The following is a 12,991-nucleotide window of genomic DNA, read 5'->3' as shown; positions in this document are numbered from 1 at the left end:
CTTCAAAAAGGTCACATCTTTTTTCATTTTTTGTTATAATCACCTTTGTAAGTAATTCTTAGCAAGTTGGGAGTGGACACACTATGACCATTCGTTACCCAAATGGAAAACGATACAATCAAGCTTCACAACCTCATAAAACACCAATTAAAAAACATACTTATAGTAATAGAGGTATGTCCCTTGAAGAGGAATTGAATGAAACAAATGAATATTACTTAACCCATGATATTGCATGCGTACATAAAAAACCTACTCCTCTTCAAATTGTAAAAGTAGATTACCCCGCTCGAAGTGCTGCAGTGGTAAAAGAAGCGTATTTTAAACAACCTTCTACAACAGATTACAACGGTGTATATAAAGGGAAATACATCGATTTTGAAGCGAAAGAAACAAAAAATAAAACCAGCTTTCCACTTCAAAACTTCCACCTTCATCAAATTGAACATATGAAGCAAGTAATCGCTCATAATGGCATTGCATTTGTCATTATTAAATTTACACTTTTTGATGAATTTTATTTATTAGATGCAAAACATATTATTGCATTTTGGAATCGTCAAAATACTGGTGGACGGAAATCGATTACGAAAGAAGAAATAGAAGAGCATGGATCTTTATTATCATGCGGTTATCACCCTCGGATTGATTATATCCGTGTACTAGACACGGTTTATTTTTCGTGATAGAGTCATCACTAAGGCTCTTTTTTCGACTTTTGGGGGAGAGAATGAAAGGTAGGAGAAAGTATAATGTCAGATAATTATCGTTCTCGTACAGAACGAAATCATGTAAAAAATCAAAAGCAAGAAACAAATAAAGAGAAAAAACCAAAGAAAAAAGGCTCCTTTTTAAAAAAATTCCTTATAGGTTGTCTACTTCTTGGTATCGTTGGTCTTGTAGCTGGCGTTTCCGCTTTCTTTGTTATGGTGAAGGACGCTCCAAAATTAGACAAATCAAAACTTGTCAATCCTTTATCAACAAAGTTTCTTGATAAGAATGGGAACTTTTTCTATGAATACGGTGCTGAAAAACGAACCCACGTTACGTATGATCAAATTCCAAAGGTAGTTGAAAATGCATTCCTTGCAACTGAGGATTCACGTTTCTATGATCATAATGGAATTGATTTTAAACGAACTACAAAAGCAGTTATGGAAAATGTCACTGGAGGATTCGGATCTCAAGGTGGTAGTACGATTACACAGCAAGTAGTCAAAAACTATTTTCTAACGATGGACAAAACTGCAAAGAGAAAAGTACAAGAATGGTACCTATCTTACAAATTAGAGCAACAATACTCTAAACATGAGATTTTAGAAATGTACTTAAATAAGATTAACTTAGGTAACCGTTCGTACGGTATTGCAACAGCAGCCAAAAAATATTATGACAAAGATTTAAAAGACTTACAGTTACATGAAGCTGCAATGCTCGCTGGTTTACCCCAAGGTCCTAATATTTATGATCCAACAAAAAAAGACAACGTTGAACGAGCTACACAACGTCGTAACGTCGTATTATCATTAATGAATCGACATGGTTATATAACAAAAGATGAAATGAATAACGCGATGAAAATCTCTGTAACTGAGGGTCTTCAACCGTCTTCAGAAGTAACTGAGATGAAGTATCAAGCATTTTTAGATGCTGTTGTAAAAGAAGTTGAAAAAGAATACCCGGATATAAATATCGGTTCAGATGGTTTAACAATCCATACAACACTTGATCAAGATGCTCAAGATTACGCAGAAAAAATTATGGATGGCAATCTTATTAAGTATCCGAACGATCAATTCCAAGGATCATTCGTATTTATGGATACACAGTCTGGAGAAGTTCGCGCAATTGGAGCTGGGCGTAAAGAAAGTAAGTCTACTTTCAAAGGTCATAATATGGCCATTGATTTAAAACGCCAAGTTGGTTCAACAATGAAACCAATTTTCGACTACGGTCCAGCAATTGAGAATTTACAATGGTCTACATACCATCAATTAAATGACTCAGAGTATACGTATTCCAATGGTAAAAAAATACGAAATGCAACAAATAGTTACAAAGGTGACGTTTCACTACGTGAAGCTTTGAAAAAATCATTAAACATCCCGGCTTTAAAGACAGCCCAAGCGGTTGGTCTTCCTAAGTCACAAGCGTTTGCTGAAGGCTTGGGTATGACATTTAAAGACGGCAAAACATATGAATCAACAGCAATTGGTAGTAACGATAGTTCTCCATTAGAACTAGCAGGTGCATATGCCGCATTTGGTAATGACGGTGTATATAATAAGCCTCATTTCGTAAAAGAAGTCATCTTCCCAGATGGGAAAAAGAAAAGCTTTAAGCCGAAAGAACAACGTGCAATGCACGACTATACAGCATATATGGTTACTGACGTACTTCGTGACGTAGTAAAACCTGGGTCTGGTGGTACAGGTCCAACAGCATACGTTTCAGGTATAGACGTAGCAGGTAAAACAGGAACACAAAACTTTGATGAATCAGTTATAAAAAAATATGGCATACCAGCTGATGCAAACAGAGATAGTTGGTTCGCTGGATATTCACCGCAATATACAATGGCGGTGTGGACTGGTTATGAAAAAGATAGCCCAGAAAATTACATTGGTGATCGCTCTACTAGAATTGCACAACAAATGTTCCAAGTAATGATGAGCAAATTCGCTACAGATAAATCTCGTTTCGAACGCCCTTCTTCTGTACAAGAATTAAATGGTGAATTGTACGTAAAAGGTGCTAAGAAAGATGCAGTGAAACAAATTAAAGTAGATGCACCTAGTGGTCTTAATGTCACTTTCGATGGCGCTAGTACAGTTACACTAAACTGGTCTGGACCAGCAGAAGTTGATGCATACGCAGCAAGCTATAAAGCGACTGATGGTTCAAGTGGTAGCCTATCAATTAGTGGTACGACAGCTACTCTTGGGGGGATTAAACCAGGCGTTACTTACAGCTTCTCTGTAGTAGCGAAAAAAGGTACTGGAACAAGCCCTGCAGTTGGTGCATCCTTCACTGCACCTGGCGGAACTCCAGACCCGAAGAAAGCTGAAGAAGAAGCTCAGAAGAAGGCTGAAGAAGAAGCTAAGAAAAAAGCTGATGAGGAAGCTCAGAAAAAAGCGAATGAAGATAAACTAAAACAAGAAGAAGCTCAGAAAAACGCTGCTGAAGAGCAGCGTAAACAACAAGAGCAACAACAGCAACAAGAACAACAACGTAAACAACAAGAAGAAGCTCAGAAAAAGGCTGCTGAAGAAGAAGCCGCTAGAAAGAAAGCCGAAGAAGAAGCTGCTAGAAAGAAAGCTGAAGAAGAGGCTGCTAGAAAAAAAGCTGAAGAAGAACAACAAAAGCAACAAGAGCAACAACAAAATACCGGAGGAGATACACCTCACGCAGACGGAAATGTTGTTATAACAGAGTCTTAATACAAAAAAAGAAGTCCTTTCTCTTAACGAGAAAAGGACTTCTTTTTTGTTATCATTTTCTTTACATATAGCTTTTCTATTTCAATATACAACTGTGCTAACTGAATGTAGGAATGATAATTATTCGGCTTCTTTATAATGAACGAATATCGCTCCATAAAATTAACTGGTTGTACTTCTAAATTACTCGTATAAGTTTCTAGTTCATTCAAATTATGAACAGGTTGCCCATTTAGCCAATATACAATCGATAACAAATGTGCCGCAAAAAGAATCATTGGGCCTTCAGCTTCTTGCTTATTTCTGTTTCGAAATAGTGTAGCAATGTCCTCATGCTTACTTTTCCATACGTTCAACAGTACAGGAACACTATTTTCAATTTCACTCCACGGCTCATCTTTTCTTTCCATATCATATATAAAGTAAGTATTTTGTATGATTTCTTCAAAAGATTGTTCTGTATGATACGCAATCGAATCCATACTTTCTTTAAAAAATGGTAAGCACCGAAATTCTTTCGGTATTTCTATAACTCGCTCCATCCTTTATTTCTCCTTCATTCTCTTCTTTCCTTCACGACATACTTCTAGTAAGCGGCACTCTTCACATTGTGGTCGCTGCGCTTTACAGTGATAACGTCCAAAGAAAATCATACGGTGATGTGTAACACCCCATTCATCCATCGGAATTTTCTTCATTAATGTCTTTTCCACTTCTAACACCGAATCTTTCCATCTACAAATCGCTAACCGTTTACTCACTCTCTCTACATGTGTATCAACAGCGATTGCCGGAATGCCAAACGCTACCGATACAACTACATTTGCTGTTTTTCTCCCTACTCCTGGTAATTTCGTCAGCTCGTCACGATCTTCTGGAACTTTTCCATTATAATCATCCAGCAACATTCTGCACAATTTTTGAATGTTTTTTGCTTTATTTCTATACAATCCAATAGAACGTATATCTTGTTGTAACTCTTCTAAAGAAACACTTAAATAATCTTCTGGTGTTTTATATTTTTGAAATAAATTTTTCGTCACTTTATTTACAAGTACATCTGTACATTGTGCAGATAATGCTACCGCGATTACTAGTTCAAACGGATTATCATGAATTAATTCACAATGTGCTTCTGGATACATATCCGCCATTGTGTCTAAACAATAGCGAATTTGCGTTTTATTTAACATATATTTCCTCCTACATCACTGCTCCAACCAATTATAAAAAGGCACTTTCCCAGTAAATTTCGTCTCTTGTTTTGTCGTTTGCTGCGTTCGTTGTTGATTTGCTCTAAATTTTCGTCCTTGGTTTTGGGCTTGATCTACTGTTTTAATACCATTCTTTTTCCACTCAAATAAAATACGATCAATATATCGGAAATTAAGCTTACCACTCATTACAGCTTCCCTGAGGGCCGCTTGAATTAAATTCGGATGATGTTGATCTTGATCTTCCCACATTCCCAACGTCTCACATTCAAATGGAGAAAGTGGTCTTCCAAATTCTTTTTCAAATACTGTATATAAATTTACTTGCAATTGTTTTATTTCTTTTTGTTCTTCCTCTATCGATTCATTCATTAAGAAATGCAATATTTTTTCCCAAAGCGGCTGTAAAGAATAACTTTCACACATCATCGCTTCTGATTTTTGTCCACCTTCTAATGATAAAAAACCTTTTTGAATCAATGTCTGAATTACTTCCATACATTTCATTTCACTAATCGTCATCCGTTCTGAAATCTCTGACGGAGTCGGAAACGTATTGCCCGATTCTAAAAATGTGTGTACATGAAGTACAACCATAAATTCCGTTTCATTTAACCCTAATTTTTTATAATGCATCATAAGTAATTTTGGAATTGCAATACTTCCCTGCTCAAACCACTGTAACATCATTTTCTTTTTCATCACCAAACACCTCGCTCTCTAGTATAACACACCTTTCGCTATTTCTTTTTGCCACAATTCGTCAAAAAAACCTCCCTATTATGTAGGAAGGTTTTTTGTATTGCGTTAATAAAATATGCAATTAAGCTTGCACTTTACTTTTCATAAACGTATGAATGCGCTCTAACGCTTTCTCTACTTGTTCAAGAGATGTCGCATATGATAAACGAACGTTATTTGGAGCACCAAATCCTGTACCTGGTACAAGAGCCACTTTTTCCTCTTCTAATAGAGCTTTTGCCCAATCATCAACGTTTTCGTATCCTGATAAAGCTACAGCTTCTTTTACATTAGGGAATAAGTAAAATGCACCTTGTGGTTTAATACAAGTAAAGCCAGGGATTTGAATTAACTTATCATAAATAATGTTTAATCTCTCTTCAAATGCTTGACGCATTGTTTCTACAGGTTCTTGTGAGCCTGCATATGCCGCGATTGCGCCGTATTGAGCGATTGAAGTAGGGTTTGACGTACTATGACTCGCTAAGTTCGTCATCGCTTTAATAAGCTGCTTATTTCCTGCTGCATATCCAATACGCCATCCTGTCATAGAATGAGATTTAGATACACCATTAATAATAAGTGTTTGTTCTTTTAATGCATTAGAAAGCTGGGCAACCGAAGTATATTCTGCTCCACCATAAATTAATTTTTCATAAATTTCATCTGAAACGATTAAAATATCATGTTCTAAACATACTTCTCCAAGCTGTTGTAATTCTTCTTTGCTGTAAATCATTCCTGTTGGATTGCTCGGTGAATTAATAATAACTGCTTTCGTTTTCTCTGTAATTGCCTCACGCAGCTGCTTCGCTGTAATCTTGTATTCATTGTCTTCAAGACCTTCTACATAAACTGGCTTACCACCAGCAAGCTTTACTTGTTCCGGATAACTTACCCAGTAAGGCGTAGGGATGATAACTTCATCTCCTTCATCAAGTAATACTTGGAATAATGTATATAATGCATGCTTTGCGCCGTTACATACAATAATTTCAGATGGATCATACGCAATCCCTTGATCACGAGTAAACTTCTTCACAATTTCTTGTTTTAACGCTTGTAATCCACCTGTTGGTGTATACTTCGTATGTCCTTCTAACATCGCTTTATGTGCAGCATCCATAATATGTTCTGGCGTATTAAAGTCAGGTTCTCCTGCCCCTAATCCAATTACATCATGACCTTCTGCTTTTAATGCTTGTGCCTTTGCTGTAATTTCTAAAGTGGCAGATGGTGTTAAAGCAGCTACTCGCTTTGCTAATTTCATTTGTAGTTCCCCCTACATCTATTTTTCAATGCTATATCGTTTTAAAAACTGACCATCTTGAAATGCAAGATTGTAGTAACTATAACGATTGTCATCATCAATATATGTAACTTCCCATAGTGGTATATTGTTTTCAACGCCTAATTTTACTTTTAAAATTTCTTTAGGCTTACTTTTGGGCTCTTTACTGTCATCTCCGACTTGTTCAATCGTTCTTTGTAAAGCATCTTTTTCAGAAATACCTTCGCTCTTTTTCTTTACTATAGTTTCCCCTTTTTTCTCAGGCACCCAAACGATAAGTTGTTCTCCTTTTTCATCTGTACCTTGTACGACTGTATATGAAGATTCTCCGTTATAATAATCAACAGATTTTACCTTTGTAAGCTTTGCCTTTTCTTTCGCAATTTCTACAGATTTTTCCTCTTTAGGGATTTTCTTTTCCATTGCTTTATTATAAACATACGCCCCATATATTCCGCTAGCAACGATTACGATAACGATTGTAAAGATCCACTTTTTCATTGTATCACTACGTTCTGTAAATCGTAAATACAGCTGTTTCTTTATCTTTTTCGTCTAATGCTAATCCGAACATGAGGTCCTGCTCTTTTAACGTACGATTCAAACTATCAACGATTTTATACAAGTCAGACGAATATTTAATACGCGTCGTTGATAGGACTTCGATTTTCTTATCCATGAAAAAACTCCTCCGTTACACAAAAATTTCTAATTATAGAAGAACGCAATGCGGTTACAATAAGAGTACATTCTTTACAACCCCTGCTTCATCACCCATCTATTATAGCAGGACATGTACTGCAAAAAAAGGTTTCAAGTCGAAAACCAATACATTTTGTATACAAGAAGTAAGAAAAATAAAATTCCTCCTACCCACATTTTTTACGCCTGAAGCTTAAATGTACTTCAGGCGTATTTTTCTTCCAATTTTATTTATTTGGCTGTTCTTTTAATTGTTCTAACAATTCTTCTAAAGGGCCTTCATAAAGCGGGACAGTTGGGATTGATTGTAAAAAACGTTTCCCATAAGAAGCGCTTGTCAAACGACGATCTAATACAAATACCGTTCCGGTATCTGTACTTGTTCTAATCAGACGACCAAATCCTTGTTTGAAACGCAGTATTGCTTGCGGAAGTGCTAACTTAGCGAATACGTCTTCTCCTTGATTTTTTAACCACTCTCCTTTTGCTTCCATCATCGGTTGATGAGGAGGCGTAAAGGGAAGCCGAACAATAACAAGGCAACTAAGGGCATCTCCAGGTATATCTATCCCTTCCCAAAAACTACTTGTTCCTAGCAAAATCGATTTGTCGAATTCTTGAAATTTACGGATGAGACGACTTCGGCTCTTATTATTCACACTTTGCGTTAATAATAAATACCCTTCTAATTCCTCATCATTTTTCAAATTCGTATACGCTTCTTTCAACATTTCATACGAAGTGAACAAAACAAGCATTCTACCTTTTGTAGCTTTCGCTATTTTTGCAATATGTGCCGACACAGATTCAATATATTCTTCATTACTTGCTTGCTTAATAAACGGCACATCTGTTGAAACCATTAATTTCATCTGTTCTTCAAAATGAAATGGTGATGGGACCTGTAATGTATTTGGAGCAAAATCATGTAAACCTAGCTCCTCTTTTATATAATCAAATGAATCATTTACTGTTAACGTTGCTGATGTGAAAATAACACTCTTTTTTTGTGTTAAAAACTCATCCGCAAATCTTTCACCAATATGAACAGGCTGTGCATATAAAACCGTTGAATGAATGGTTCCCTTCGTTTCAGTTTCCATCCATGTCACGTATGAATTTTTTTCTAAAATGAGTAATTGTAAAGATTGCTCCATCTTTCTCAACAACTCAATTAAATGCATAAATTCACCTGTAACAACATGCATCTCCCATTCTAATTTACTTTGCAATATATCAACTTGCTTCTCAAGTGTAGTCAACAATTTTCTTACATCGTATACAAAACGATTTGTTAACTCGGTAATGCTATCCCATAACTTACCTTTCTCTACTTCCGTGTTATATCGATAAATGAGTGGCATATTGCTTATCCCTTGTTCCTGCTTTGTTTGCTTAAAGATAAAAGCACGTAGCATTTGGAATAGCTCATCCGCATCAAATTTCAATTCCTTCAAACTATGACTCACCATACGGAAAGTGGAACGAGAGGCTTGCTCTGATTTTTTCATCATTTTATATACTTTAGAAAGTACATCATCTGTTTCTAGCGTACCAAGACGAGATAAAACTAGTTGGAAATACATACAGGAGAACTGTTGACCTAATGTTCTACTCGCCGCTTCCTCGATATGATGAGCTTCATCAAAAATAATATGTTCACATGAAGCAAATAGTGGTTCTTCACTTGAAAAATCTTGAAATAATAAAGCATGATTTGTTATGACGATATCTGCAAATAATGCTTTATTCTTTGCTCGTTGATAAAAACAACGGCTATACCAGTTGCTTTGCATCCCGCCTGGACTATGTACATCGCTACAAATACGGTTCCAAAGTAACTTTCCGCCCTCAGGAATATTTAATTCATCCCGATCGCCAGTTTCCGTTTGCAATAACCACACTAAAATTTTTGCCTTTGTGAGCGCCATATCATAATTTTTCTCTTCCTCTTGCAAAGCATATTCAAATTTATGTAGACAAAGATAATGCTTTCTTCCTTTCAAAAGAGCTACTTCAAATGAAAATGGCATTATTTTCTGTAATAATGGAATTTCTTTTTCTAATATTTGTTGTTGCAGTTGTACTGTTTGGGTACTTATGATGACAGGTTCCTCTTTTTTCGTTGCAAAATAAATACTTGGAAGTAAATATGCAAGAGTCTTTCCTGTTCCTGTTCCTGCTTCAATTAGCGAAAACCTAGAATCTCTTAGTGCTGTATATATTTCCTTCATCATAATTTGTTGGCTTTCTCTTTTTTCAAACTTTGGCATATTCAATTCAAGTTTATCAATTGTCTTATGCAAGAAAGCATCAAATTTAGATGAACATGTTTCACTGAGATTTAAAGAATAATTCCGTTTTCGAAGTGCAATATTTCTATACACTTCATACCCCTCAGCCGCTTTTTTACCATGCATCATTTTCTTTAAAATATTTTCAGAAAGTACATCCGCTATATCACTTTGAAAAACATCACTTAATTCATAGAGCGATTGCAAGGTGACAAGTGGTAACTTTTCAATTTCATTTAAAAATTGTAAAAACAATTCCGCTGTTGCAAGAGCATCACTATCCGCACGATGTGGTTGATCGTGCTCTAGTTCGTGTTGTTTAGCTAAATCACGTAATTTATAACTATCAGCTGTCGGCAAAAGAATTTGTGCCAACTCAACTGTATCAACTTTTGGACAATGTATTTCTGTATATCCAGCCTGCCTTAATTCTTCCGTTAAAAAATTCCAATCAAAGTGAACGTTATGTGCAACAAAAGCTGCACCTTGTAATAGCTCAACAACCATCGGGGCTACATCTTGAAATAACGGGGCTTGCTTAACCATACTCTCATCAATCCCTGTTAACTCTGTAATAAATGGCGGAATCTCTCTCTTCGGATTAATAAAAGATGAAAAAATCTCTAATATCTCTCCATCTTCCACTACAACAGCTGCAATTTGGGTAATTTTATCTTTCCCATCCTTCCAGGAGTTCCCTGTCGTCTCTAAATCCACAACGACATAACGCTTACTCATATATGTAACACCTCAATTTCTTACCTATCAAACACAAAATTATATAATGTTACTATACCACGTTTTATCTCATCTTAATGAAAAGATGCACAAAAAAGCTATCTCCGTAATAGAGATAGCCTGCTTACTTATAATATCGTACCCGCTTTTTCAGCACCTAACATTTCAATAATTTGATTATTATCGTCTAATACTGCAATTTTCGGCTCTTGTTTATGAATATTTTCTTCTGTCACTAGACCGTAGCAAATAATAATAACTTTATCCCCTGGTTGCACAAGCCTTGCAGCTGCACCATTTAAACAAACAACACCGCTACCGCGTTCTCCCTTAATAACATATGTCTCTAAGCGAGCACCATTATTGTTATTTACAATTTGTACTTTTTCATTTTCTACAATATTTACTGCATCCATTAAATCTTCATCAATTGTAATACTACCTACATAATTTAAATTTGCTTCTGTTACTGTTGCGCGGTGTAACTTCGCTCTCATCATTGTGCGAAACATAGATGCTCCCCCTTATTCAACCGTTAATGTTATATTGTCAATTAATCGTACATTCTCAAATTTAACTGCGATTGCTAAAATAATTCTTCCTTCAATTTCATCCATTTCTTGTAGTGAAGGATAAGCATATAAATCAGCATAATCTACAGTGCCTTTCGTATACGTCTCAATATACTCTTTCACAAAAGTTGTAATGATTTCTGCATTACGTTCGCCTGCCTCAATCCTCTCCTTCGCTACACATAAACTGCGGTATAATTGAGGGACCTCTTCACGCTCTTCTTGTGATAAATATACGTTACGAGAACTCTTCGCTAATCCGTCTTCTTCCCGTACAATATCCACTGGTACGATCGTAACCGGAATATTAAAATCAGCGACAAATCCTTCAATAACAGCAACTTGCTGCGCATCTTTCATACCGAAATAAGCACGCGTTGGCAATGTAATATTAAATAGTTTCATTAGTACAGTCGCAACACCAGCGAAATGACCAGGTCTTTGTTTGCCACATAATACATCGGTACGCTTTACAACTTCTACTGTTGTCGTTTGTTCTGCTGGATACATTTCGTCTACGCTTGGATAAAATAAATAATCTACACCGTTTTCTTTTGCTACATTTTCATCTCTATCAATATCACGAGGGTATCGATCTAAATCTTCATTCGGGCCAAATTGTAGCGGATTGACAAACACACTTAAAACTACAATTTCATTTTCTTCTCTTGCCTCACGTAATAAAGTCGCATGACCTTCATGTAAATAACCCATCGTTGGAACAAAACCAATACTTTTTCCACTTGCATGCAGTTCTTTTGTAATTTGCTGCATCTCTTGCACTGTAGTTACGATTTTCATTATTGCTTTCCTCCGTATAACGCTAAGCATTCTTCCTCTTTCATTGTGAATGAATGTTTTTCTTCTGGAAATTGCCCTGTCTTTACTTCAGTAACATATTGTGAAATCCCACGTACAATCTCCTCTTGAACAGACGTATATTGCTTCACAAATTTCGGAACACGATTTACGCCGTATGAGATAAGATCATGATAAACAAGTACTTGCCCATCTACTTTTTTCCCTGCTCCAATTCCAATCGTCGGAATTGTTAGTTGCTTCGAAATTAATTCCGCTAACTGCATTGGCACACATTCTAACACAAGCGCTATCGCACCAGCTTCCTCACACCTCTTCGCATCTTCTATTAATTTTTTTGCACTTTCAGCATCTTTTCCTTGTACTTTATACCCACCTAGTACTCCTACAGATTGAGGAGTTAAGCCCAAGTGTGCCACGACAGGAATCCCCGCATTCGTCAAGTAATGAATAGTTGATACCACTTCCCCTGCACCTTCTACCTTCAGTGCATGAGCACCACTCTCTTGAACAATGCGGCGTGCATTCACCATCGTATCTTGAGGCGACACATGATACGACATAAATGGCATATCAGTTACAATAAACGTCTCTTTCGCTCCTCGGCGTACAGCTTTCGTATGATGAATCATATCCTCTACTGTTACAGGTACTGTTGAATCGTATCCGAGCACAACCATTCCAAGGGAATCTCCAACTAGAATCATATCAACTTTAGCTTCTTCCGCTAACTTAGCAGATGGATAATCATACGCCGTTAGCATTGTAATCGGCTCACCTTGCTCTTTCATCTTCAAAAAATCTGTTTTTGTTTTCAAAAACTACTCCTCCTTTATGCAGGAGAGAGGAGATGGCCGAAATCATATAAAAAACCCCTCTGGCCATAAAAGGGCAGAAGGGTTGTGTGTTCGTCGGCATTATTCATCCCTCTGTCCCAGTCCGTTATTGGATCAAGGCAGAATCCAAGTTATTATTTTTTCGTATTGCTTCGAATCACGGTGCAGTTCGCTCTGATACTGCCCATATTCGAACTAATTATAACAAACTCCAAAAAGGAATTACTACATTTTTTTGAAAAAATAATTTTTATCTCCATTACGGTATGTGAAATTTTTTTCACATCACTCAATTATAGAAAGAAAAATAGCTGAATTTACATGCATAGTATAACCCTTCAAAT

12 protein-coding genes are annotated in these 12,991 nt (G+C 36.3%); 2 read left to right on the top strand and 10 right to left on the bottom strand.

The genetic code is table 11. From position 1 onward, the window contains the following. Positions 1-83 precede the first annotated feature (83 nt). Both recU and FS742_RS00460 read left to right on the top strand, forming a co-directional pair. Entirely contained in the window at positions 84-686 is a 603-nt protein-coding gene (recU, locus tag FS742_RS00465; protein WP_144610628.1) for a Holliday junction resolvase RecU, read from the top strand. Positions 687-752: 66 nt separating this feature from the next. Next, positions 753-3,440: a PBP1A family penicillin-binding protein gene (locus FS742_RS00460; protein WP_144610626.1), complete on the top strand. Its 2,688-nt coding sequence runs from the start codon at positions 753-755 to the stop codon at positions 3,438-3,440. Positions 3,441-3,463: 23 nt separating this feature from the next. Here the strand turns inward: FS742_RS00460 and FS742_RS00455 are convergent, their stop codons facing one another. The 10 genes from FS742_RS00455 to panB all read right to left on the bottom strand — a co-directional run bounded on the left by FS742_RS00455 (position 3,464) and on the right by panB (position 12,629). Continuing rightward, positions 3,464-3,982, bottom strand: coding sequence for a YpoC family protein (locus FS742_RS00455; protein ID WP_144610624.1), 519 nt, complete (start codon positions 3,980-3,982; stop codon positions 3,464-3,466). Between the two features lie 3 nt (positions 3,983-3,985). Next, entirely contained in the window at positions 3,986-4,633 is a 648-nt protein-coding gene (nth, locus tag FS742_RS00450; RefSeq protein WP_144610622.1) for an endonuclease III, read from the bottom strand. Between the two features lie 15 nt (positions 4,634-4,648). Then, complete coding sequence (gene dnaD, locus FS742_RS00445; protein ID WP_144610620.1) at positions 4,649-5,356, bottom strand: DNA replication protein DnaD; 708 nt, start codon at positions 5,354-5,356, stop codon at positions 4,649-4,651. Between the two features lie 121 nt (positions 5,357-5,477). Beyond that, a complete protein-coding gene (gene aspB, locus FS742_RS00440) occupies positions 5,478-6,665 on the bottom strand; it encodes an aspartate transaminase AspB (protein ID WP_097817822.1) in 1,188 nt (395 codons plus the stop codon). 18 nt (positions 6,666-6,683) lie between these two features. Further along, complete coding sequence (locus FS742_RS00435) at positions 6,684-7,187, bottom strand: cell wall elongation regulator TseB-like domain-containing protein (RefSeq protein ID WP_144610618.1); 504 nt, start codon at positions 7,185-7,187, stop codon at positions 6,684-6,686. A gap of 7 nt (positions 7,188-7,194) precedes the next feature. Continuing rightward, entirely contained in the window at positions 7,195-7,365 is a 171-nt protein-coding gene (locus FS742_RS00430; protein ID WP_000358352.1) for a YpmA family protein, read from the bottom strand. A gap of 250 nt (positions 7,366-7,615) precedes the next feature. Then, the gene (gene dinG / locus FS742_RS00425; RefSeq protein ID WP_144610616.1) at positions 7,616-10,420 is read right to left on the bottom strand and encodes an ATP-dependent DNA helicase DinG; all 2,805 of its coding nucleotides are present in this window, start codon (positions 10,418-10,420) and stop codon (positions 7,616-7,618) included. A 128-nt stretch (positions 10,421-10,548) separates the two neighbouring features. Next, the gene (gene panD / locus FS742_RS00420; protein WP_144610614.1) at positions 10,549-10,932 is read right to left on the bottom strand and encodes an aspartate 1-decarboxylase; all 384 of its coding nucleotides are present in this window, start codon (positions 10,930-10,932) and stop codon (positions 10,549-10,551) included. Between the two features lie 12 nt (positions 10,933-10,944). Continuing rightward, the gene (gene panC, locus FS742_RS00415; RefSeq protein WP_144610612.1) at positions 10,945-11,793 is read right to left on the bottom strand and encodes a pantoate--beta-alanine ligase; all 849 of its coding nucleotides are present in this window, start codon (positions 11,791-11,793) and stop codon (positions 10,945-10,947) included. Continuing rightward, complete coding sequence (panB, locus tag FS742_RS00410; RefSeq protein WP_000853125.1) at positions 11,793-12,629, bottom strand: 3-methyl-2-oxobutanoate hydroxymethyltransferase; 837 nt, start codon at positions 12,627-12,629, stop codon at positions 11,793-11,795. The genes panC and panB overlap by 1 nt, the downstream gene beginning before the upstream one ends. Positions 12,630-12,991 lie beyond the last annotated feature (362 nt).

The sequence above is a fragment of the Bacillus cereus genome (assembly GCF_007678085.1).
In the GTDB taxonomy this organism is placed as follows: Bacteria; Bacillota; Bacilli; order Bacillales; family Bacillaceae_G; genus Bacillus_A; species Bacillus_A cereus_BE.
The sequence above is the reverse complement of the archived record's forward strand: the minus strand, read 5'-3'. Positions and strand labels throughout refer to the sequence as shown.